At 64.0% G+C, this 23,419-nt stretch carries 22 protein-coding genes and 1 tRNA gene; 5 read left to right on the top strand and 18 right to left on the bottom strand.

Annotated elements, in window-relative coordinates; genetic code table 11:
- Positions 1–10 precede the first annotated feature (10 nt).
- Complete coding sequence (locus FGK64_RS14870) at positions 11–406, top strand: DUF2147 domain-containing protein (RefSeq protein ID WP_138864621.1); 396 nt, start codon at positions 11–13, stop codon at positions 404–406.
- Between the two features lie 177 nt (positions 407–583).
- Entirely contained in the window at positions 584–1,126 is a 543-nt protein-coding gene (locus tag FGK64_RS14865; protein WP_138864620.1) for a helix-turn-helix transcriptional regulator, read from the top strand.
- A 274-nt stretch (positions 1,127–1,400) separates the two neighbouring features.
- Here the strand turns inward: FGK64_RS14865 and FGK64_RS14860 are convergent.
- Positions 1,401–1,477: transfer RNA gene (locus FGK64_RS14860), tRNA-Met, on the bottom strand.
- Between the two features lie 55 nt (positions 1,478–1,532).
- Positions 1,533–2,567: a uroporphyrinogen decarboxylase gene (gene hemE / locus FGK64_RS14855; protein ID WP_138864619.1), complete on the bottom strand. Its 1,035-nt coding sequence runs from the start codon at positions 2,565–2,567 to the stop codon at positions 1,533–1,535.
- Positions 2,568–2,669: 102 nt separating this feature from the next.
- On the opposite strand from hemE, the gene hemC reads away from it, so the two are divergent.
- The 3 genes from hemC to FGK64_RS14840 all read left to right on the top strand — a co-directional run bounded on the left by hemC (position 2,670) and on the right by FGK64_RS14840 (position 6,348).
- Positions 2,670–3,626, top strand: a complete 957-nt coding sequence (gene hemC, locus FGK64_RS14850) for a hydroxymethylbilane synthase (RefSeq protein ID WP_138864618.1) — start codon at positions 2,670–2,672, stop codon at positions 3,624–3,626.
- A gap of 263 nt (positions 3,627–3,889) precedes the next feature.
- Positions 3,890–4,834, top strand: a complete 945-nt coding sequence (locus FGK64_RS14845; RefSeq protein ID WP_138864617.1) for a fatty acid desaturase family protein — start codon at positions 3,890–3,892, stop codon at positions 4,832–4,834.
- Positions 4,835–4,869: 35 nt separating this feature from the next.
- A complete protein-coding gene (locus FGK64_RS14840) occupies positions 4,870–6,348 on the top strand; it encodes a CRTAC1 family protein (RefSeq protein WP_138864616.1) in 1,479 nt (492 codons plus the stop codon).
- Here the strand turns inward: FGK64_RS14840 and FGK64_RS14835 are convergent.
- The 16 genes from FGK64_RS14835 to FGK64_RS14765 all read right to left on the bottom strand — a co-directional run bounded on the left by FGK64_RS14835 (position 6,345) and on the right by FGK64_RS14765 (position 23,309).
- Positions 6,345–7,655, bottom strand: coding sequence for a cytochrome-c peroxidase (locus tag FGK64_RS14835; protein WP_138864615.1), 1,311 nt, complete (start codon positions 7,653–7,655; stop codon positions 6,345–6,347). The genes FGK64_RS14840 and FGK64_RS14835 overlap by 4 nt on opposite strands.
- Positions 7,656–7,657: 2 nt before the next feature.
- The gene (gene xylA, locus FGK64_RS14830; RefSeq protein WP_138864614.1) at positions 7,658–8,965 is read right to left on the bottom strand and encodes a xylose isomerase; all 1,308 of its coding nucleotides are present in this window, start codon (positions 8,963–8,965) and stop codon (positions 7,658–7,660) included.
- Entirely contained in the window at positions 8,962–10,413 is a 1,452-nt protein-coding gene (gene xylB / locus FGK64_RS14825) for a xylulokinase (protein WP_138864613.1), read from the bottom strand. Before xylB ends, xylA begins: the two co-directional genes overlap by 4 nt.
- Before the next feature lie 46 nt (positions 10,414–10,459).
- Positions 10,460–11,416, bottom strand: coding sequence for a GumC domain-containing protein (locus FGK64_RS14820; RefSeq protein WP_138864612.1), 957 nt, complete (start codon positions 11,414–11,416; stop codon positions 10,460–10,462).
- 35 nt (positions 11,417–11,451) lie between these two features.
- A complete protein-coding gene (locus FGK64_RS14815; protein ID WP_138864611.1) occupies positions 11,452–12,345 on the bottom strand; it encodes a CpsD/CapB family tyrosine-protein kinase in 894 nt (297 codons plus the stop codon).
- A gap of 772 nt (positions 12,346–13,117) precedes the next feature.
- Complete coding sequence (gene gap, locus FGK64_RS14810; protein ID WP_138864610.1) at positions 13,118–14,122, bottom strand: type I glyceraldehyde-3-phosphate dehydrogenase; 1,005 nt, start codon at positions 14,120–14,122, stop codon at positions 13,118–13,120.
- A 104-nt stretch (positions 14,123–14,226) separates the two neighbouring features.
- Entirely contained in the window at positions 14,227–15,861 is a 1,635-nt protein-coding gene (locus FGK64_RS14805) for a dihydroxyacetone kinase subunit DhaK (RefSeq protein ID WP_138864609.1), read from the bottom strand.
- A gap of 15 nt (positions 15,862–15,876) precedes the next feature.
- Entirely contained in the window at positions 15,877–16,872 is a 996-nt protein-coding gene (locus FGK64_RS14800) for an ABC transporter ATP-binding protein (protein WP_138864608.1), read from the bottom strand.
- Positions 16,865–17,962 carry an ABC transporter ATP-binding protein gene (locus FGK64_RS14795; RefSeq protein ID WP_138864607.1) on the bottom strand — a complete coding sequence of 366 codons (1,098 nt, stop codon included), beginning with the start codon at positions 17,960–17,962 and terminating at the stop codon, positions 16,865–16,867. The genes FGK64_RS14800 and FGK64_RS14795 overlap by 8 nt, the downstream gene beginning before the upstream one ends.
- A gap of 15 nt (positions 17,963–17,977) precedes the next feature.
- Positions 17,978–18,376, bottom strand: coding sequence for a DUF1801 domain-containing protein (locus FGK64_RS14790; protein ID WP_138864606.1), 399 nt, complete (start codon positions 18,374–18,376; stop codon positions 17,978–17,980).
- A complete protein-coding gene (locus tag FGK64_RS14785) occupies positions 18,373–18,570 on the bottom strand; it encodes a hypothetical protein (protein WP_138864605.1) in 198 nt (65 codons plus the stop codon). Before FGK64_RS14785 ends, FGK64_RS14790 begins: the two co-directional genes overlap by 4 nt.
- Entirely contained in the window at positions 18,567–19,505 is a 939-nt protein-coding gene (locus tag FGK64_RS14780; protein WP_138864604.1) for a carbohydrate ABC transporter permease, read from the bottom strand. Before FGK64_RS14780 ends, FGK64_RS14785 begins: the two co-directional genes overlap by 4 nt.
- Positions 19,502–19,639 (bottom strand): hypothetical protein, encoded by a 138-nt coding sequence (locus tag FGK64_RS22185; protein WP_171054093.1) that lies wholly within the window; start codon positions 19,637–19,639, stop codon positions 19,502–19,504. The genes FGK64_RS14780 and FGK64_RS22185 overlap by 4 nt, the downstream gene beginning before the upstream one ends.
- A 2-nt stretch (positions 19,640–19,641) precedes the next feature.
- Positions 19,642–20,589 carry a carbohydrate ABC transporter permease gene (locus tag FGK64_RS14775; RefSeq protein WP_138864603.1) on the bottom strand — a complete coding sequence of 316 codons (948 nt, stop codon included), beginning with the start codon at positions 20,587–20,589 and terminating at the stop codon, positions 19,642–19,644.
- Between the two features lie 86 nt (positions 20,590–20,675).
- Positions 20,676–21,986, bottom strand: coding sequence for an ABC transporter substrate-binding protein (locus FGK64_RS14770; RefSeq protein ID WP_138864602.1), 1,311 nt, complete (start codon positions 21,984–21,986; stop codon positions 20,676–20,678).
- A gap of 162 nt (positions 21,987–22,148) precedes the next feature.
- Positions 22,149–23,309 carry a Gfo/Idh/MocA family protein gene (locus FGK64_RS14765; protein ID WP_138864601.1) on the bottom strand — a complete coding sequence of 387 codons (1,161 nt, stop codon included), beginning with the start codon at positions 23,307–23,309 and terminating at the stop codon, positions 22,149–22,151.
- Positions 23,310–23,419 lie beyond the last annotated feature (110 nt).

Raw genomic sequence — 23,419 nt, 5'->3', positions numbered from 1 at the left:
GACCAAGACCATGAAACAATTCGCGACTCTTTTCCTGATTTCTCTGTTTGCAGCCTCCCCGGCGCTTGCCGATCCGATCGAAGGTCTGTGGCGCACGGCACCGGATGACCACGGGGACGTCGGATTTATCCGTGTCGGCATTTGCGGAACAAACTTTTGCGGCGTGCTCGAGCGGGCGGAAAACGCCCAGGGCGAGGCGATCCAGCCCGATACACTGGGGCGGCAGATCGTGTGGAGCCTGACCCACAGCACATCGACCGAGTACCAAGGCCGGATCTACGCCCCGGACCGCGACAAGGAGTACATGTCGAAGCTCGAGTTGTCGGGCGACCGCATCTCGGTCAACGGGTGCGTCCTTGGCGGGCTGATCTGCCGAAACGGAGGCCAGTGGACGCGGGTCCAGTGATCCCGATGCCTCCGTGCTGCCGGGTGCCGCAACGCCGCAGCAAACAACAGGCCTTCCCCGGAGGGCCTGTTCGCCGTTTCATACGTTGCGGAATGACGCAGGCCGTCAAGCCAAGCCGTCATTGCCCTTGCGCCGTGGTTGCCGTGTAATAGCTTCTACGAAATCCAAGGAAATCTCATGCAGCACATAGGGTCCATGCAGGCGAGTACGCTGAAATATGTCACGGCGTTCCTGATCGGCAGCGTTGTTTTTTTCGTCTTCGACGTGGCGAGCGATATCTACGAGCGCGTCATCGCCAGCAATGCGCCAACCGTGCTTGACCTGACGCACCTGTTCTTCGAGGTATTCTCGGCCGGGGCGCTGATCCTGGCGATCCGCATACTTGTTCGCCAGTTGCGCTGGCTTCAGGCACGCAACGCGCGGCAGTCGGAATCCCTACGTTTTCTGCGCGGCGAGATGGACAGTTTCGTGCAAGGAAAGTTCGACGAATGGACACTCACGCCGGCAGAGCGTGACATCGCGATGTACATGCTGAAGGGGCTGAGCATTGCCGAGATCGCTTCGGCCAGGTCCACCGCCGAGGGTACGGTCAAGGCGCAGACGTCAAATATCTTCCGGAAAACGGGCGTTGCGTCCCGGCTGGAACTGATGAGCCTTTTCATGGACGAGTTTCTGGATGTCGGTGCGGGAATCAGTAGCGGGCACAGACAGGCTGGATAGCGGCGTATGAGAACCCGGAGTGGCGCGGGCTTGTGGCCATCACCGCATCGCTTGACCGAAATTCGAGAGCCCGGCACCCGCCAATGTGAAGCCGGCGCAGCGCTGGCCGCATCAGGTTTCCATGCTGAGCTTCCTAAAAATCGAAGCGAACGGCATCTCTCTGCACTTTTGGCACAGATGTCCCGGTATCCCGATCGCGGGCACCGATTCTTCGCAGACGAACGGTACGCAGTCGAACCGCTTCTTCACGTTTTCAAAGATCACCAGGATTGAATGGTAGCGGAGGAGGGACTTGAACCCCCGACACGCGGATTATGATTCCGCTGCTCTAACCAACTGAGCTACTCCGCCACAGGCGAGGGCTGACCTAAGCCAGCCGCGCCGGACCGTCAAGACCGAATCTTGTTCATTTTCCGCGAATGGTGTCGATCATCAGCTGGACGTTCTCGGGGTCGGCATCCGGGGTGATCCCGTGGCCCAGGTTGAAGATATGCGGACCGCCCGAAAACGCCTGCACAATGGTGCGCGTGTCTTCGATCAGCGCCTGCCCGCCCGTCACCATATGCGACGATTTCAGGTTACCCTGCACGCAACCGTCGCACTGCACGTTCTGCGCGGCCCAGACGGGATCGACCGAATTGTCGAGCGCCACGCAATCAGCCCCCGTCGCCTTGGCGAATCCGCGATACTTGTCGCCCGCTTCGCGCGGGAAGGCGATGACGGGCACATCGGGGTGGCGCGCCTTGAGCTCGGAAATGATCCGCTGCGCTGGTTTCGTGGCATAGCGGTCGAACGCCTCGCCCGACAGCGACCCGGCCCAGCTATCGAACAGCTTGACCACTTCGGCGCCGGCCTCGATCTGGGCGGACAGATACAGGATCGTCGCTTCGGTGATGCGCTCCAGAAGCGCCTCGAACAGGGCGGTGTTTTCCTGCCGCAGCGCATGCGCGGGCGCCTGATCGGGTGTGCCCTGCCCGGCGATCATGTAGGTCGCGACCGTCCAGGGCGCGCCGGCAAAGCCGATCAACGTGGTGTCCTCGGGCAATTCGCGCGACAGGATGCGCACGGTGTCATAGATCGGCGACAGCGTGTCGTGGATCGCGTCGGCCGGTTTCAGCACGTCGAAATCGCGCTGCTGGGTCACGGTCGACAAACGCGGGCCCTCACCCGTGACGAACCACAGATCGGCGCCCAGCGCCTGCGGCACCAGCAGGATATCGGCAAACAGGATCGCCGCGTCAAATCCGTAGCGGCGGATCGGCTGCAATGTCACCTCGGCCGCAAGATCGGGCGCATAGCACAGCGAAAGGAAATCGCCGGCCTGCGCGCGCGTGGCGCGATACTCCGGCAGGTAGCGCCCGGCCTGCCGCATCATCCAGACCGGCGGGATGTCCTGTCGTTCGCCTGCAAGGGCGCGCAGGATTTTCTTGGTGCTGGCCATGGGTCCTCCGTCGGTTGGCTGCTGTTGGGTCGCGCCCGGGCGGGCCGATGTCAAGGGCCGGAGCCATTGCAAGGGCACTGTGTCGCGACTAAAGACAGGGCCATGGAATTTGAACGCCCCTCTCTTGCCCGCCCGCTTGGCATCGGCACCCGCGGCTCGCCGCTGGCGCTGGCGCAGGCCCGTGAAACCCGCGACCGGCTGGCCATTGCCTTCGATCTGCCGGCCGAGGCCTTTTCCATCGTCGTGATCCAGACGACCGGGGATGCGGTGCAGGACCGCCCGTTGAAAGAAATCGGCGGCAAGGGCCTGTTCACCCGCGAAATCGAACAGGCGCTGCTGACCGGGCAGATCGACATTGCGGTGCATTCGATGAAGGATATGCCGGTTTTGCAGCCCGAGGGGCTGGTACTGGACTGCTACCTCCCCCGGGAAGATCCGCGCGACGCTTTCGTATCGCCAACGCTGACCGGCCTTGACGGGCTGACCGACGGAGCGGTTGTTGGCACCTCCAGCCTGCGCCGCCGGGCACAGGTGCTGGCGCGCCGTCCCGACCTGCGGGTGGTCGAATTTCGCGGCAACGTGCAGACCCGCCTGCGCAAGCTTGACGAAGGCGTGGCCGGGTGCACCTTTCTTGCCTGTGCCGGTCTGAACCGGTTGGGGCGCAGCGACGTACCCGCAACGCCGATCCCCCCCGAGGCGATGCTGCCCGCCGTCGCGCAGGGCGCGATTGGGATCGAACGCCGCGCCGATGACAGCCGCGCCGCTGCGATGCTGGAGGCGATCCACGACTCTGAAACCGCCACGCGCCTTGCTGCCGAGCGCGCCTTTCTGGCCGCGTTGGACGGCTCCTGCGAGACGCCGATCGCGGGCCTTGCGGACTTGAGCGGCGGCACCCTGCGCCTGCGCGGAGAAATCCTGCGCCCCGATGGCTCGGAAGTACTGACAGAGGACGCCACATGCCCCACTGAGGATGGCGGAAAGCTCGGCCGCGAAATGGCGCTGCGGTTGCTCGATCAGGCCGGCCCCGGTTTCTTCGACTGGCGCGGCGCGACGGGCTGAAGTGCAAACGGGCGCTCTGCCCCGACGGCCGGGAGGCGGCGGTAGAGGAAGAAGGGGGCTCTGCCCCCGTCCCTGCGGGACTCCCCCGGAGTATTTTCTCGATGGTGAAGCGGGAAAGAACCCCTGCATTCTTTGGGGTCCAAATATCCCCGCCGGAGGCATCGCGCGCAGCGCGGTTTATTCTTTCGTTCATGTCGTGACGTGGCGGCGGCGTTGACAGGGCCGCGCCGCGTTTGAGATCATGGGGGTGGAGGAGATGAGTCATGACCCCCGGCAAGCGGTTTCTGACATCTGACGAAATTCGTCCGCTGGCCGAGCGTTCGGATATGATGGGCGCCTGGCTTGTGGTGCATTGCTGGGGGGTGGTCGCGCTGGCCGTTGCCGCTTTTGCGTTTTGGCCCAATCCGCTGACGTTTTTGCTGGCAGTGATGATTATTGGGTCGCGGCAATTGGGCCTTGCCATTCTGATGCACGAGGCCGCCCATAGCGCGTTGTTCCGGTCGCGTCGCGCCAATGAGATCGTTGGAGAATGGGTTTGCGGGCGGCCGATTCTGGCCGAGCTTCACGCCTATCGCCATTACCACCTGACGCACCATCGCTTTACCCAGACCGAGCGCGACCCCGATCTTGTTTTGTCGTCGAAATTTCCCACCTCGCGCGCCTCGTTGAAGCGTAAGTTCACCCGCGATCTGACGGGGCAAACCGGCGTTCGGCAGCTGGCTGCGCAGATCATGATGTCATTGCGGCTGGCAGGCGATCACGAGGCGGTCGAGGCCGCGAATTCCGATTTCGCGCAGGCCTTCAAGGCACGCGATCTGTGGCAATCGTTTCCCGTATTTATCGGGATCATCGTGCTGATGGGGCTGTTGGGCGAATGGTGGTATGGCCTGGCCTTTTGGCTGCTGCCCTATCTCACGTGGTTTCAATTCGTTCTGCGGGTGCGCAACATTGCGGAACATGGCGCCACGGAAGTATCCGAGAACCCGTTGCAGAATGTGCGCACCACGCTGGCGAACCCGATCGAGCGGCTGTTCGTCGCGCCTTATTGGGTGAATTATCATCTGGAGCATCACATGGTGATGCATGTGCCTTGCTGGCGCCTGCCTGAGATGCACGCGGCGTTGAAACGCAAGGGTCTGGGCGGGCAGATGCGGATCGCGCGCGGCTATGGTGCGGCGCTGGTCGAGGCCGGCTGGAAAACCGCGTGAACCCTGGACTAAGCTGGGGTGCGGCGTGTGCCTGCATGTTCGCAACCGCCTGCGCGGCTGGCCCCGAATTCATCCCTGTCGCCATGCCCGGCCATACTTATGAAGGCGGATGGGAACATTATGTTGGCGGGGGGCTGGCGGTGTTCGACTGCAATGGTGACGCCCTGCCCGAGCTGTTCGCCGTGGGGGGCAGCGCGCCGGCTGCGCTGTTCCTGAACCGCTCGGATGACACCGGGATCACCTTTGTAAGGGGCGACGCCGGTCCGGCCGAGGTCACGGGCGCGACGGGCGCCTATACGCTGGATATCGACAGCGACGGCCTGGTGGACCTGGTGATCCTTCGCGCCGGCTCCAATCTGATCCTGCGGGGCGCGCCGGGGTGCCGGTTTGCGCCTTTCGACATCGGGTTCGATGGGCTGGACCGCTGGACGACCGCCTTTTCGGCCACATGGGAAGGTGCGAGGCAGCTACCAACGCTGGCGTTTGGCAACTATGTCAACCGGGATGACCCACAAGGACCGTTCCGAGCCTGTGATGTGAACCATCTCTATCGGCCCGACGCCGCGCGTTATGGCCCGCCAGTTGCGCTAAGCCCGGGGTATTGCGCGCTTTCGATGCTGTTTTCCGACTGGAAGCACGGCGGCGCAACCGATCTGCGCATCAGCAACGACCGGCATTATTACGTCGATGGCGGCGAGGAGCAGCTGTGGCGTACGGCCCCGGTTCCGCGCCTTTTTTCTGCTGCCGAGGGTTGGGTCACGCATCGCCTGTGGGGGATGGGCATAGCCTCACGCGACTTGGACGGAGACGGGCGGCAAGAGGTGATGATGACCTCGATGGGCGATCAGCGCCTGCAGACGCGCGACAGTGCGGACGCCCCCACCTTCCGCGATGTGCCGCACGCGATGGGCACCACGGCAACGGTGCCCTATACCGGCGGTGACGGGCGGCCCAGCACCGGATGGCATGTTGCCTTTGGCGACGTTCAGAACGACGGGCGCGATGATATCCTGATCGTCAAGGGCAACGTCGAACAGATGCCCGACAGCGCCTGGGCCGATCCGAACAACCTGTTGATCCAGCAGCCCGATGGCAGTTTTGCCGAAGCCGGAGATGTGGCGGGCATCGCCAGCCTGCACCGGGGGCGCGGCGGGGCGCTGGCCGATCTGGATGGCGACGGGCGGCTGGATATCGCGGTGGTCAATCGGCGAGGCCCGGTCGAGGTGTGGCGCAACGTAACGCCCGCGACCGGCCACTGGATCGGCATCGACCTGCGGCAAGAGGGGGTGAACACCCGCGCCGTGGGCGCCTGGATCGAAGTGGATACCGGCGCGCGGACCATCCTGCGCGAGGTTACCGTTGGCGGTGGCCATGCCGGTGGCAGCGCCCTGCCGGAACATTTCGGATTGGGCGAAACCGGCCCCCTGCGGGTGCGGGTGACGTGGCCCGGTGGCGAGAAAGGCGACTGGCAGGCGGTTGCACCCGACCGGGTGACTTTGATCACGCGGCCTTAGCGGTCAACGGGCAGGCCGCTGGGCACGGAGTCGGGAATGCCAAGACGGCCTTTGATCGCCGCTTCGTCCGTCAGCGCATTCAGAAAGGCGACCAGCGCGGCGATGTCGTCGTCGTCCAGAGGCCGGGGCGCAAGCGTATTGGCGGCGGCAATTGCGGCCTTATCCTCGGGGGTTTGCAGAACCGCCGTGTCCTCGGCATCCGGCAGATCAGGAAGAACGGCCTGCCCCGCATCATAGGCCATCAGCGCGCCCACCGGATCAGCATGGTGGCGGATGACGCCCTCTAGCGTGGCATAGGTGCCCGCGTGGCCATAGGGCGCGGTGGCCGCGACATTGCGCAGCGAGGGTGTGCGGAAGGCGTAGGCATCCGCCGGATCGCCCGTCACCCGCATCCGCCCCACGTCGCGGGCATGGCGTTCGAACCGCGCCGCCTTGCCAGGGCCGATCTGTGGCATGGCGATGGCATGAAAGCCGTGGTCGGTCTGGAACAGGCCGGAATGGCAGCTGTCGCAGCCAGCCTCGCCATAGAACAGCGCCAAGCCCTGCGCGGCCTTTTCCGGCAGCGGGGTGCCATTGCGCAGAAATCGGTCAAACGCGCTGTCATCGGCGCGCCATTCCACCGCGATGAAGGCCGCGATGGCGTTGGCGATGTCAGTGAACGCAATCGCGCGCGGGCCGATCACCTGATCGAACCGCGCGCGATAGTCAGGCAGCGCGGCCACCCGTGCCGACAGCAATTCCCACGCGCCGCCCGGCCCGGTCAGAAACCCCTGCCGCACAGCCTGCGACACATCGCTTTCCGAATAGTGGCCGGCCATTTCATCCGGTGACAACACCGGGAACATCGCCTGTGCCGACAGCGCATTGTCGAAGCCTTCGGCCATATCGGGGCCCAGCGGGGTGCGGATGCCATGGGGCTGGGCCGGGTCATCCTCCAGCCGGCCATCGTGGAAGAAGCGGGTGAATTCCGCCGCGCCAAGATTGAACAGCGCCGGAGAGTTGCGGGGCACCCGTTCCTCGGGCGTATTCTCGGGGTCAATCCGCCGCTCTGGCCCCAGCCCGCTCGCCCCGTCGCCAAGGCCCAGCGACAGCCCGTCCGAAGTGGCAAAGCGCGGGTGGTGGCAGGTGGCGCAGCTGACGCCGCGATTGCCGCTGAGGATGGGGTCGTAAAACAGAAGCTGGCCCAGCTGCACCTGTGCCTCGGGGTGCTGTGCGAAATCGGCAACCGGGTCGGGCAAGGGTCCGGAGGCCGCGCCGCCGGACAGCGCGCCCGCCAGTGCCAGCCCTGCCAGACCGGCCCGCACCATCGCTAGACGAACCAATTGACGTAGTTTTCCAGCTGCTCCTGCCGGCCCGAGCGCGGCTGCGGCACAATCTTGCCCGCGTGGACCCGGGCGAAGATGCTGTCGAAATCGCTGTCCAGCAGGGCCTGCGCCTCAGGCGTGGACCAGCCCGCGTAACGCTCGGCCAAAGCGTCCTCCAGCCCGCCATCCTCGATCATCGCGGCGGCGGCCTTCAGCCCGCGCGCGCAGATGTCCATCGCGCCGACATGGCCTGCGATCAGATCGTGCGCATCCAAGGACTGACGGCGCAACTTGGCGTCGAAGTTCGTGCCGCCCGTGGTAAACCCGCCTGCCTTCAGGATGTGGTAATAGGCCAGCGCAACCTCGGGGACGTTGTTGGGGAACTGGTCGGTGTCCCAGCCCGACTGGTAATCGTTGCGGTTCATGTCGATCGACCCAAGTACGCCCAGCGAGGCCGCCAGCGCCAGTTCATGTTCGAACGAATGGCCCGCCAGAATGGCATGTCCCTGTTCGATGTTCAGCTTGACCTCTTGCTCCAGCCCGTACTTCTGCAGGAAGCCATAGCACGTCGCCACGTCGTAATCGTATTGATGCTTCGACGGCTCCTGCGGCTTGGGCTCGACCAATATGGTGCCCTTGAAACCGATCTTGTGCTTGTACTCGACCACCATGTTCAGGAAGCGGCCCATGTGGTCCAGCTCGGCCGTCAGATCGGTGTTCAGCAGCGTCTCATAGCCCTCGCGCCCACCCCAAAGCACATAGTTCTCGCCACCCAGCCGGTGCGTTGCATCCATGCACATCTTCACCGTGGCCGCCGCATAGGCGAACACGTCCGGGTCCGGGTTGGTCGAGGCGCCGGCCATCCAGCGGCGGTGGCCGAACATGTTGGCCGTCCCCCACAGCAGCTTGACCGGGCGGGTCGCCATCTTCTGCTCGAAGATGTCGATGATGCTTTCGAACCGCGCGTGGCTTTCGGCGAAATCCGCGCCCTCGGGGCGGATGTCGGCATCGTGCCAGCAGAAATAGGGCTGGCCGAGGATGTCGAACATGTCGAATGCGCAATCGGCCTTGACCTGCGCCATTTTCATCTGGTCCTGCGGATACCACGGACGCTCGAACGTCTGCCCGCCAAAGGGGTCGCCGCCTTCCCACGCGAAGGAGTGCCAATAGGCGACGGCAAATCGCAGGTGGTCCTCCATCCGCTTGCCCATCACGATTTCATCGGGGTTGTAATGGCGATAGGCCAGCGGGCTGTCGCTGTCGGGGCCCTCATAGCGGACGGGGGCGATCCCTTCGAAGAACGGATGGGTCATGGCATGGCCTTCAGTTTGGGAAAGGAGGCGGCGAATGCGGAGTGAGCGTCGCGATAAGACGGCACCAGATCGCGGCGCGGGTCGATGGTTTCGGCGATGGCGGGGCGGGTCATCACATCGGCGGGCGCGGCCCCGGTGACCCCGCAGATCGCCAACCGCGCAGCGCCCAGCGCGGCCCCGAATTCGCCCTGTGCGGGCAGATCGACGGGCAGTTCCAGAATGGTCGCCAGCAGTTCGACCCAATAGCGCGAGCGCGCCCCGCCCCCAATCGCCAGCACCCGGTCAAGATTGGCGCCGGTGCGCACCAGCGCATCGAGGTTGTCGCGCAGGGCAAAGCTGACGCCTTCCAGAACGGCGCGGGCCAGATCGTCGCGCCCGGCGCCGATGTCCAGCCCGAGGAAGGCGCCGCGCACGGCGCTGTCGTTGTGCGGGGTCCGCTCGCCCGACAGGTACGGCAGGAACCGCAGGCGGCCCGGCGCGGTGATCCGGTCGCCCAGCGGCGCGGTCAGATCGGCGGGTTTGCTGCCGGTGAGCCGTGCCAGCCAGTTCAGGCAATCGGTCGCGGCCAGGATCACGCCCATCTGGTACCATGTGTCGGGGATCGCGTGGCAGAAGGTATGCACCGCCGTTTCCGGGCTGGGCGCGAACCCGTCGCGCGCCGCTAACAACACGCCCGAGGTGCCCAGTGACACAAACCCGTCGCCCTCGGCCAGCGCGCCGACCCCGCAGGCGGCGGCGGCATTGTCCCCGCCCCCGGCCACCACCTGCACCGCGTCGGGCAGGCCAAGCTCGGCGGCAAGGTCGCCCCGGATCGTGCCCACCACGCCGGTGCCTTCGCGCGACTCGGGCATCTGGTCGCGCCGCATCCCGGTTTTGGCCAGCAGATCGTCCGACCAGGCCCGCGCCCCGGTGTCCAGCCAGCTGGTTCCGGCGGCATCCGACATCTCGGACCCGATCACCCCCGTCAGCCAATAGGCAATATAATCCTTGGGCAGCAGCACCGTGGCGACTCGGGCAAAGGTTTCAGGCTCGTGTTCGGCCAGCCAGTTCAGCTTTGGCGCCGTGAAGCCGGGAAAGACGATATTGCCGCTGATCTCGCGCAGGCCCGGTGTCGCGTCCAGCCGGGCGGCCTGTTCATGGCTGCGGGTGTCGTTCCACAGGATGCACGGGCGCAATACCTTGCCCGCTTCGTCCAGCAGAGTGGCCCCATGCATCTGCCCCGACAGCCCGATCCCGCGCAGCTGCGCCATCTCCTTGGGGTGGGCCTGTTTCAGCTGTGCCAGAGCTTCGGCGGCGGCCTGCGTCCATGCGTCGGGGGCCTGCTCGCTCCACCCGGGATGCAGATGCTGGACATCCAGCGCCACATCGGCAACGCCAACTGGCTGGCCGTTGTCGCCAACCAGCAGGGCACGCACGCCAGAGGTGCCCAGATCCAATCCCGCAAACATGCAGTTCCTCCCGTTTCCGAGAGTCTTTCGCGATTTAATTCTGGTGTCAAATTAAAAAGGGCCAGCGCCGTCGGAAAGCCTGCCCGATGCGCGTGATCCAAACCGGCACCCGGGGCGCGTCGCGGTCCGATCCGGCGGCGCGCGGCACCACGGCCAGCGGCGCATGGCCGGTCAGCCGCTGCAATCGCGCGGCCGTGCGCAGCGCCGGGTGGCGCCATTCGGCCAACAGTGCGACGGCCACGGCCACGATCGCGCCAATCACGCCGCCAGCCAAAGCCAGAAGCGGCCGTGAATCGCGGATCGGGGTGTCGGGCAGCTGAGCCGGTTCGACAACCTCGAACCGCTCCAACTGTCGGCGCTGTTCCAGATCGTGCAGATCACCGGCCATATCAATGCGCTGCGTCAGCTCGGCCAGATCGGTCCGCATCCGGGCAAGATCGTCCCGCAGCGCCGGATCGCCCTGGCGCGCTGGCGGCACGTTCAGGCCCGAGATCGCGGTTCTCAAAGCGCGATGTTCGCCCGTCAGATAGGCCAGCGTCCGTTCTGCGCCCACGATGCGCTCCTCGGCCGACAGACCAATCAACCGGTGCGACAGCTCTTGCGCGACCAACTGTGCCTGCAACGGATCGGGCAGATCGACGCGAATGACAATGCCGCCAGCGCCGGGGGCGGCCGTGTCCCACCGCATGTCCACCGCGCCCGAAAGATCGGGCACGTCTTCCAATTCATAAGCCGTCGCGATCTGGTCAAGCACATCGTGCGCCAGCAGCCGGTCGCGCAGGCGGGGCAGATCGGCGGCCAAAGGCACGACGCGGTCGGCCAGCGCCAGTTCGGCCATCACACGCGGCGGGGCAATCGCCAGCGTTTCCTCGGCCCGATAAACCGGTGCCACGAAGAGGCTCAGCATGGCTGTTACGCACAGGCCGAAGCCGATGATCGAGATTATAAGTGCACGCCTGCGCCGCAGGATCTCGGCGAGGTCGTCAAGTGTCATGTAGGGCATGTGTCTGGTCTTGTCCGGGGCTGTCGCCTGCCGCGTCATGCAAAAAACGGCGCGGGGCCGGATCGGGCGACCTGGTTCAGCACCACGCCCAGAACCTGGGTCTGGCCGAACAGCTGCTCTTCGCACCGCGCAATATGATCGGCGGTCGTGCGGTCGGCATCGGCCACAAGGATCACGCCATCGACATGCGGCAGAAAGGCCGAAAGATCGTCATTCTCAAGAACCGGCGGCAGATCGCATAGCGCCACATCAGGTGACAGACGGTCGATCATGTCGTTGAAGACGGTCGCACAAACTTCGCTGTTCAGAACGTCGCCCGCGTCGTTCGCCGCGCCGCGCGTCAAGCCCAGTGCAAGCGCATCGCCCGCCCGGACCATGTGATCGCCCATTTCGGTTGCGCCGGTCAGGAAGGCGCGCATGGTACCCGCGGCTGTCATGTCGAGCGCGTCGGCCACGCCGGGACGGCGCAGGTTCATATCCATCAGCACGGTGCGGGTGCCCGGAATGCCTGCAAGGCTCATCGCAAGCGACACCGCCGAAAAGGTTGCGCCGCAGCCGCGCGTCGGGGCGGCGACGGCCACACGGTTCCACCCGTTGGTGCGCAGAATCTTCACCAGCTTGGTGCGCAGCATGTCGAAAGCGGCCTCGACAGCGGTATCCGCACCGGCCGGGCTATCCGCGCGAAACATCGACTCTGGGCCAAGCCCGGCCTGTCTCAGCGCGTGCCACGGATCGCGTCCGGCCTGCATCTCGGGGGCCGTGCGGATCTGTACCGGGCTGTCATTGCGGGATACAAGACGCAAATGCCCGCGCGCGCGCGCCGTCTTTCCGGCGCGCCCGAACATACCCCGGTTGCCTAGTCGCGGCAGATCGCGATCCAACCGCCCCATGCGGTCGTCGATCATATCGCCGTAGCCATCGTTACTCATTACGTCACTTCCCCAGATTATTCCCGGTGCATTATCGGTCGCACCGGAATTTGCCGTCCGCATTGGACAGTCACTTTGTCGTTCAGTCAGTCCGGCTTCGCCGCCCCGTCAGGGCAGCAGCACGCAAAGCCATCAGGCGCATCGCGCGTGACACCCACGGAGAGATCTTGCGGCGGCGCTTCTGCGCGCGCCCAAGGCGTTCCCAATGGCTGGAAGGCACAAACGGCACAAGCGGCCTGAAAGGTGCGTCCACGTTATGGTGGACAGGAATGGCCAACCCGGGCTGATGCCCGGCAAACGGCCCGCTGGTTCCAGACGCAAATGCACCGAAATTGGCAAATTCCGCCTTTGCGCTGGTCCAACCCTGTTCCATCTCGTCACCCTCCAGAGCCGTTACCGGACAAATCCGGCTGTCGCATGGCCCCTGAACACGTCTAACTCTTTACTTACCAAGCAATGCCAGGGACCCACGAAACGGTCTTTGCATCCGGCCGGCGGCTGGTCTGCCGCCCCCGGACCGCGCTTTTTGCGCGGCGTCCGAAAGCGGCACGATTTCGCCACAGTTTGGCCGCATTCGACGTTAGCAGCAGGGCCAAAGAATGCAGGAAAATCACTGGAAACACTGTGTTTCGAAAACTGCGGCCTTGTTTTCAAGGGATTTTGCAAAATGCCAAATCGACAATTTGCGCAGATGCCACGCACTGTCCCGGATGTGGAAACGCAAAAACCCGCGCGGATGGCGCGGGCCTTGTGATTCCGAATGCGGCTTATTTCAGGCGGCGGTACGCGCCATCGCCACGGCGGTATCCAACATGCGGTTGGAGAACCCCCATTCGTTGTCGTACCACGCCAGCACCCGCACCAGCCCGCCGTCGCTGACGCTGGTCTGATCTGTCGCCACGATGGACGAATGCGGGTTGTGGTTGAAGTCCGAGGACACCAGCGGCAGATCGGTCGTGGTCAGGATGCCTGCCATCGCTCCGCTCGCCGCCGCGCGCACTGCGGCATTTACCGCTTCGGCCGTTGCAGCGCGCTTTGCAACGAAGCTGAGATCCACAACCGAGACGTTCGGCGTGGGCACCCGGATCGCAGAACCGTCCAGCTTGCCCTGCAAATGCGGCAACACCAACCCGACCGCCCGCGCGGCCCCGGTCGAGGTCGGGATCATCGACAGCGCGGCGGCCCGGGCGCGATACAGATCCTTATGCGCGGTATCCAATGTCGGCTGGTCGCCGGTATAGGAATGGATCGTCGTCATATAGCCGGTTTCGATGCCAAAGGAGTCATCCAACACCTTCGCCACCGGTGCGAGGCAGTTGGTGGTGCAGGACGCATTCGACACCACAAGGTCGTCGGCGCTCAGGCTGTCGTGGTTGACGCCATAGACAATCGTTTTGTCGGCGCCACTGGCCGGCGCCGAGCACAGCACCCGGCCCGAACCGTTTGACAGATGCGCCGCCGCCTTGTCGCGCGCGTTGAACACTCCGGTGCATTCCAATGCGATATCAACGCCTTTCCACGGCAGAGCCGCTGGATCGCGTTCAGAGGTAACGCGTATCCGGTGGCCGTTGACGGTGATCGAGCCGTCATCGGCCTGAACATCGGCGTTGAAGTGTCCGTGCACGGAGTCGAACTGCAGAAGATGCGCGTTGGTGGCGACGGGCGCCAGATCGTTGATGGCCGTGATGGTCACATCGTCGCGGCCGCTTTCAATCCAGGCGCGCAGAATACAGCGCCCGATCCGGCCAAAGCCGTTGATTGCAAGGTTTACGGTCATGGCAGCCCCCTGGCTGTGTTGCGGGCGGCGTGGGCGCCCGCTAGAAATGTTAACGCTAACATGGGCTGTGTAACAGGATTGAGCCCGCGTGCCAACCCGTCGGTTCAGGCCGAGGCTGAGATGGCGGCGATATGCTCGAACAGGCGAGCGACGGCTTCGGCACCCGGATCGACATGACCTGCCAGCTGATCGGCGGCAATATACGTTGCACGGCCCGCCCCGGCCCGCGTCAAACCGGCGGTGGCGTCAGCACCTTCGCGCGCGGCCCGGGATGCGGCCCTGGCACCTTGTGGCAGCGCCTTCAGCGCAGGCAGCAGCGCGTCGATCATCGTCCGGTCGCCTGGCCCGGCTCCTCCGACTTGCTGCACCCTCTCCAACCCGGCCTCCAATGCGCCGATGGTGCCCAATCCGTTGGCCGAGGCATCTCCGGCAGCCGCAAAGAATATCGCCAGCAAAACGCCCGAGGATCCTCCCATCGTCTGGCTCAGCTCCAGACCGATGGCACGATAGAGCTGTGTCAGATCGGCCAGCGGCAGGCGGTCGCGCGCGTCGATCAGGGCGCGGGCGGCCGTGGCGAGCGTTGATCCCGTATCGCCATCGCCGGAATGCGCATCAAGCTCGTTCAGATCGGCCTCGGCCCCGATCAGCGCCTCGCAGCACGAGATCAGGAAATTCGCCATTCTGTCATTCTGCGACGGCATCGGCTGGATCGGGGTCAACCCGTCGGGCAGCGGCAGCACGCGCACGTCACCCACCTGGGCGCAGCTGGGCCATGCCAAGGGGGCGACAGGCGCGCACAGCGCGGCCTTGGTCGCCTCGTCCAGCGGCAAGACCGACACCGAAAAGCCCTGCATGTCGAGCGAGGTCATCAACGGCGCGGGCCCTATCATCATGGCGATCTGCCCCCCGATGCGTGACCGGACAAGCTCTTCCGCCAGCACCGCCATTTCCAGCGGTGTCGTGCCCCCAAGATTGTTCAACAGTGCCACATGCGGCCCGTCGCCCATGACCGGGGCCAGCCTGTCGGCCACCATTGCCATGGCAGCGGCGGCCCCGTCGAAAGACACCTGCTCAATCCCCGGCTCGCCGTGAATGCCCAGCCCCAGCTCGGCCTTGCCTTCCGAAATCCGGTTCTGCTTGGGCGACCCGGGCACCGTGCATGTATCCAGCGACATACCGATTGATCCCGTCCCCGCAATCGCCTTTTCTGCCGCCGCCGTCACCGTGCCCAGATCGGCGCCATCCTCGGCTAGCGCGCCCGCGATCTTGTGCACGAACAGTGTCCCCGCCACGCCACGCGCCTGCGGCAGGTCGGGCAGCGCCACGTCGTCGTCGACCACCACCATACTGACGTCGTGGCCATAGGCCCGCGCCCGTTCGGCGGCGAGCCCGAAATTCAGCCGGTCGCCGGTGTAATTCTTGACGATCAGCAAGCATCCCGCCTTGCCCGTCACCGACAGGATCGCCGCCAGCACCGCATCAACCGAGGGCGAGGCGAAGACATCACCGCAGACCGCAGCTGTCAGCATCCCCTGCCCGACGAACCCCGCATGGCTGGGTTCGTGCCCCGAACCGCCGCCCGAAATCAGCGCCACCCGCGATTTGTCCCAATCGGTACGCAGCACGACACGGATGTGCGGATAGCCATCCAGCCGCGCCAGCCGGTCGCCGGCGCTGCGCAGGGTGCCATCAATGGCCTCGGTGACAAGCGCATCGCGCGCGTTGATGAACTGGCTCATCTCGTCCTCTCCTGTTCAGGCGATGCGCGCCCCGGCGGCATCGAAATACAGCGCCGCGCGCGGCGTGATGGCCACGCTGTCGCCCGGCGCCAGCGTGCTGTGCGGATCGGCCAGCGTGACAATGTCATGCCCCTCCAGCACCAGATGCAGCCGGGTGTGATCGCCCAGATGTTCCACTCGCATCACCTGCCCCGGCTTGCCTTCGCCCTGGGCGATATGCTCGGGCCGCAGCCCGATATGGCTGGCCCCGGCGGGCGCCCCGCCAAACAGATCGGCAGGCAGGATGTTGATGCGCGGCAAGCCAAGACGGCTGGCGACATAGCGGCTGACGGGTTGTTCATAAATCTCGCGCGGGGTGCCGAACTGCACCAGCTTGCCATTGTCCAATACGCCGACATGGGTCGCCATCGTCATCGCCTCGATCTGGTCGTGGGTGACGTACAGCATCGTCGCCCCCAGGTCGGACTGGATGCGCTTCAGCTCGATCCGCAGATCGGCACGCAGCTTGGCGTCCAGCGAACTAAGCGGTTCGTCCATCAGGTAGATCGAAGGCGAGCGCACCAGCGCCCGCCCGATCGACACGCGCTGCATCTCGCCGCCCGACAACTCGGTCGCCTTGTTGTCGAGCTTGTGGGGAATGTGCAGCACCTCGGCCACCTCGGCCACCTTGCGCGCGATCTGGTCCTCGGGGGTTTTCAGGATGGGCGAGCGCAGCGGAAAGGCCAGATTGTCGCGCACGGTCATATGCGGATAAAGCGAGTATTGCTGAAACACCATCGCGACGTCGCGCTGCGCCGGTGTCTCGCCCACGACGGACCGGCCACCAATGGTGATCTCGCCCCGGTCCAGCCTTTCCAACCCGGATATCAGCCGCAGCGTGGTGGTCTTGCCCGCCCCGGTCGGGCCCAGCAGCACCACGAAAGACCCATCCGGGATTGTCATACTGACGTCGTTTACGGCAATATCGGCCCCGAAAGATTTGCTGACGTTCTGCAACACCACCTCAGCCATGGGCCAGCACCCCCTCGTTCAGATCCGAGCGCAGGGCGCGCCCGCTCTGGCTGTCGAACAGCGTCACACGGGCCGCATCGAACCCGATGCCGACGTGATCGCCCATGCGCACCCGCCGGTCGGACCCGACCCGCGCCTTGATCCGCCCGCCCGCTGTCTTGACCGTGACAATCTGTGTGGTGCCAAGGTATTCGGCGGCCAGAACCTCGCCCCGGAAATCGCCCGCATCCGACAGGTGAATGTGCTCGGGGCGCACGCCAAACACCATGTCGCCGTCGAACGGTTCCCGCATTTCGGGGATACCAAAGGCATGATCGCCCATGCGCACCGACGTGGCCCCGGCCTCGACCGAACCGTGGAATTTGAGGAAATTCATCGACGGCGAGCCGATGAAATCCGCCACGAACATGGTGGCAGGCTTGTCGTATATATCCTGAGGGCGGCCGAACTGTTCGATCACGCCATGGTTCATCACCACGATCTTGTCGCCCATCTGCATCGCTTCAAGCTGATCGTGAGTCACATAGACCGTGGTCGCCCCCATGCGGTCATGCAGCGCGCGCAGCTCTTCGGCCATATGCTCGCGGAATTCCGCGTCCAGCGCGCCAAGGGGTTCGTCCATCATGAAGGCTTTGGGGCTGCGCACAATCGCCCGCCCCAGCGCTACCCGCTGCCGGTCGCCGCCCGACAGGCCGCCAACGGGCCTGTCGAGAATGCCCTCGATCCCCAGGATACGCGCGACTTCGGCGACCTTGGCGCGTACCTCGGCACGCGGCATGCCCTGGCTGACCAAAGGGTAGGAAATATTGCGCCGCACGTTCATATGCGGGTACAGCGCGAACATCTGGAACACGAAGGCAATGTCGCGTTCCGATGCCGGGCGGCGGCCCACCTCTTCTCCGTCGATGTAAATTTCGCCGCTGGTGGGCAGCTCCAGCCCCGCGATCATCCGCAGCGTCGTGGTCTTGCCACAACCCGACGGCCCCAGCAGCATGAAGAACTCGCCGTCTTCGATCTTGAAGGACGAAGACTGCACGGCGGTGAAATCGCCGAATTCCTTGCGCAGATTGTTTATGACGATCTCGGCCATAGCGGGACTTTCGTATCAGGGCTTTCGTGAATGGTAGGTCAGGGCATCAAGGATACACTGGCGCAGCGCGGCGTGATCTGGCGGGGTGTCCGGGGCGATCACCACCGCGCGGTTGCCCTGGAATTCAAGCCGCCCGTCAAAACGCGCGCGCCAATCTTCCACTAGCGTCGTCTGGCAATGCACCAGCATCTGACACCCCGGCGTGCCGCGCTCGGATGCGATGCGGATCGTAGTGCCCCCCTTCCCCGGCACATAGGCCGGTTGCCCCCACTTCAGGCATTCGCGCGGCGCTGCCAGCCCGGCCTCATCCGCGCAGGCAAAGACCATGTCCCGCAGATGCAAGGCCCGGGCACGCACGGGTTCTGGCATCGCCGCGAAGGCGGCGCTGACCTCGGCGGGGGCGGCCGGGCTCATCGCCCGTTCTCGGGAAAATGGCTGACGACGATGAACATCACCGTTCCCACCAGCGTGACGATGAAGGAATAGGTGTAGAGCCACAGGACATACGGCTGCATCAGCATCACAACGCCCAGCGCGATCAACACCGTCGCCAGCAACTCCCACGGTCCGCGCCGCAGACGCACCAGCCCGCTCAGGAAACCCGTCATTTGCGCACCGCCCCGAATGTGATTCCGCGCAGCAGGTGCTTGCGCAACAGGATGGTGAAGATCATCACCGGCAACAGGAAGATCGTTGCCGCCGCCGCGATCGCCGGCCAGTCCAGCCCACCCACGCCAATGATCGTCGGGATGAATGGCGGCGCAGTCTGGGCCGTGCCGCTGGTCAGCAGAACCGCAAAGGCATATTCATTCCACGCAAAGATCAGGCAGAAGATCGCGGTCGAGGCGATGCCCGTCGCCGCCTGCGGCAGCACCACCTTCACGAAGGCCTGGAACCGGGTATAGCCATCGATCAGCGCCGCCTCTTCATATTCGCGCGGGATCTCGTCGATGAACCCTTTCAGCAGCCAGACGGCAAGGCTGATGTTCACCGCCGTATACAGCAGGATCATGCCCAGATGCGTGTCCGACAGGCCCAGATTGCGATACATCAGGAAGATCGGAATCGCGACGGCAATGGGCGGCATCATCCGCGTGGACAGGATGAAGAACAGCAGGTCGTCGGCCAGCGGAATCTTGAACCGGCTGAAGGCATAGGCCGCCAGCGTGCCCAGGAAGATCGACAGAAATGTCGAGCCGAACCCGATGATCACCGAATTCAGAAACCGCTCTCCAAATTTCGACGGCCCCGCGATCACCATGTCATACTGGCGCACGATCTCATCCGCCCAGGTCTGCGGCGGGTTCGCGGCCAGAAACTCCTGCGTCTGACGCGTGCGCGTGGTGAACAGGTTTACATAGCCTTCGAGCGTCGGATCGAACAGCACCTTGGGGGGATAGCTGATCGCATCCGCGGGCGATTTGAACCCGGTCAGGAAAATCCAGACCAGCGGCATCATGGTGATCAACGCGTAGACAACAACAAGTGTGCCCGCGATCCATTTCTGCCGATCCGAGGGTTCGGTGATCGAATAGCTGCTCATGGCGTTGTCCCATTGGCAAGGGGCGTGAAACCGGCCTTGCGGCCGGTGCCTGCGGCGCGAGTATTTGCACCGAAAAGAAGGCGAGACTCGCCCTGCTTCTTTTCGGCAAAAATACTCAAAATCCCGACGGTCATCGCTAGCGCTCCTTCACCTTGTTGAGCGCCTTCACGTAGATCGAGGCGAGTCCGAAGACGGTGACAAAGAGGATGATCGCATAGGCGCTGGCATAGCCCGTGCGCCATTTCTCGAAGGCCTCTCGCTTGAGGTTGATCGAGGTGAGTTCTGTCGTCGATCCCGGGCCGCCGCCGGTAAGCTGCACCACCAGATCGAACATCTTGAAGTTCTCGATACCGCGGAACAGCACAGCCAGCATCAGGAAGGGCAGCACCATGGGGATCGTGATGGTAAAGAACTGCCGCATCTTGCTGGCGCGGTCGATTTCCGCCGCCTCGTAGATGTAATCCGGGATGGATCGCAGCCCGGCAAGGCAGATCAGCATCACAAAGGGAGTCCACATCCAGGTGTCGACGATTACGATGGACCAGGGCGCCAGTGCGACATCGCCGATCATCTGGAACGACGACGGATCGGCCCCGGTGAAGAAGGCGACGACGTAGTTGAAAAGCCCGATCTGCGGTTGATAGAGAAAGGTCCAGAAGTTGCCGACCACCGCAGGCGACAGCATCATCGGCAGCACGATGATCGTGGTCCACAGGTCGTTTCCCTTGAACTTGCGGTTGATCAGCCAGGCCAGCGTGAACCCGATCAGCACCTGAAAGAAGATCGTCCAGAACAGGAAATGTGCCGTGGCCTGCATCGTCAGCCAGATATCGCTGTCGGTCAGGATGCGTTCGTAGTTGCGCAAGCCAATGTATTCGACGGCCCGATTGGCGCGGTTTGCCTTGAAGTTGGTAAAGCTCAGGTTGATCGTCCAGATCAGCGGGAAGATGTTGATCGCCAGCAGCAGGAAGATCGTCGGCGCGACAAAGATCCACGCGATTGCCCGGTCCGACAGTCCCCGGATGCGTCGCGCCGCGGGCTTGGGCGTGGCACGGGCCGCGCGGTCTGCAAATGTATCAGACATCGGTAGCTCTTGTTCCTGTTGCCATTGGGCGGCGCGGCACGCCCGCCCCGGCCACCGCGCGACTGGCGGTGCCCGGGACGCGTGGTTTACAGTTTGCCTTCGTCCTCAAAGACTTCGGTCCAGTCTTCGATCAACAGGTCAAGCGCCTCTTTCGCGGTGCCCTGATCGGCCACGACATAGTCGTGCATCCGCTTCTGCATCGCCAGAAGCAGCTCGGCATAGGCCGGTTCCTGCCAGAAATCCTGAACGTTTTCCATGGCTTGCAGGAAATCCCCTGCAAAGGGCGCGCTGTCCTTGAACCCCGGATCGTTCAGCACCGCATTGTGCGCCGAATAGCCGCCCAGGTCCCACCATTTCTGCTGGACCTCGGGCTGCGCGAACCACTTGATATACTCCAGCGCAGCATCCTGCTTGTCAGAATAGGACACGACCGAAATACCCTGGCCGCCAAGAGTCGAGCCCGGCTGGTTCTGCGGCGGGTTCACGAAGAAGTCGATCTTGTCGCCGCCCGTGTTCGGGTCGGCATAAAGACCGGGGAAGAAGGCGAACCAGTTCATGGCCATCGCCACCTGCCCCGATTTGAAGGCGTCGAGCGACTCTCCCATGTAGGAATTGGTATAGCCCGGCGGTGTCGCCGTCTTGTAGAATTCCTTGTAGAATTCCAACGCCTCAACGGCCTCGGGTGAATTCACCGCGCCTTCCATGTCATAGGACCCGGGGGTGTTTTCATATTTGAACCCCCAGGGGTATAGGGCCCCGGTCACCCCCATCGTGATCCCTTCGGACCCGCGCTCGGTAAAGATCGCGGCGCCATACACGGTCTGGCCGTCGATCTCGCGCCCCTGAAAGAACTGCGCGATTTCCAAAAGCTCTTTCTGGGTCTTGGGTTCGGCCAGATCGCGGCCAACCTCATCCTTGAAGGCAGCCTTTACGTCATCACGGCCAAACCAGTCCTTGCGATAGAACCAGCCGTTGGCATCCCCCATTGCGGGCAGCGCATAGTAATTCGGCTCGCCCTTGGGCCATGTGGCATAGGCATAGACGGTCGCGGGCGCGAAATCGTCCATGCTGATGCCTTCAGCGTCGAAGAAATCGTTCAGCTTCACGTAATGGCCGTTCTCTGCGCCGCCGCCGATCCACTGGCTATCGCCGATCAGCAGGTCGCACAGCTTGCCGCCCGAGTTCAGCTCGTTCAGCATCCGGTCGGCAAAATTGGGCCAAGGCACGAATTCGAAATTCATCGAATGGCCCGACTCGGCCTCGAAATCCTTACTCAGTTCAACCAACGCGTTGGCCGGGTCCCAGGCGGCCCAGCACAGCGTCAGATCCTCGGCCAGGGCCGGGCCTGCAACCACGGCCGTCAGCGCAGTGGCCGCAAGATACTTGCGTACAGTCATTGATCATCCTCCCATGTGCACCCCGGTCAGCCTCTGCTGGGCCGTCCTCCTCCGGGATGTGTGAAATCGTAGATGAGGGGCGTACCTCAAGTAAAGGCATTTTCTGAGGTACGCCCCTCATATCGGTCACTTGAGGGGATGGGAAAAACAGAAAAACCTGTTTCAGATTGCGGGCTTGACCCAGGCGCCACCACGTTCGGACGACCGGACACAGGCGTCGACAAAAGCCACCCCAACCAGCCCGTCCCGCACCGTCGGAAAGGTCACGCCCGCTGGCGCCGTCGCTCCCGCCCCATGAGCCCGAATCGCCAAAGCCGCTTCGGAATAGAGCGTCGCGAACGCCTCCAGATATCCTTCCGGGTGGCCCGACGGAATTCGGCTGACCCGTTGCGCCGCAGCGCCCGCCCCCGCACCGCCCCGCGTCAGCAACCGGCTCGGCTCGCCAAATGGCGTGAATGTCAGCGTATTCGGTTGCTCCTGCGCCCAGACCAGCCCACCCTTTTCACCATAGATGCGCAGGCGTAGCGCGTTTTCATTGCCCGGCGCCACCTGGCTGCACCACAGCATCCCGCGCGCGCCCCCCTCGAAGCGCAACAGGACATGCGCGTTGTCGTCCAGCCGCCGCCCATCGACAAAGCGTTGCATGTCGGCGCAAAGCTCGCTCAGCGTCAGGCCAGAGACAAAACTGGCCAGGTTGAACGCATGGGTGCCGATGTCGCCAATGCTGCCGCCCCCGCCTGAACGCGCGGGATCCGTGCGCCACTCTGCCTGCTTCACGCCGGCGGCCTCGACCGCGGTGGTCAACCAATCCTGCGGATATTCAACCTGCACCAGCCGGATCGCGCCCAAATCACCGGCAGCGACCATTTCCTGCGCCTGACGCACCATGGGATAGCCGGTGTAGTTGTGAGTCAGCACGAAAAGGGCATCCGATTTATCTGCAGCGCGCAGCATCCTTCGTGCATCAGCCAGCGACCCGGTCAGCGGTTTGTCGCAGATGACGTGGATGCCGCGCTTGAGAAAGGCCGTGGCAGGCGCCAGATGCATGTGATTGGGCGTCACGATCGCCACCGCCTCAATCCCGTTTTTCAACCGGGCTTCGCGCCGCGCCATCGCCTCGAAATCGTCATAGACGCGATCCGCTGACAATCCCAGATCGCGGCCCGAGGCCTGGGATTTTTCCGCCGTGGAAGAAAAGCATCCGGCCACCAGTTCAAATTGATCGTCCAGCCGTGCAGCCATACGATGCACGCCTCCGATAAAGGCGTCGCGCCCCCCGCCCACCATACCCAGCCGGATACGCGGCGCATTCTGTCGTTCCATCTGCTGTTCCTTCCATTTTCTGCTAACTTTGCACCGCCTCCGGGACCAGACAGCCTGTCGGCACCTGCGGAGCCGGTTGCATTGATCCCGCTGCGCGCGGTGCCTCAAGC

It is taken from the genome of Arenibacterium halophilum, assembly GCF_005938225.1.
GTDB lineage: Bacteria > Pseudomonadota > Alphaproteobacteria > Rhodobacterales > Rhodobacteraceae > Arenibacterium > Arenibacterium halophilum.
This window is presented reverse-complemented; position numbering and strand designations above follow the sequence as displayed.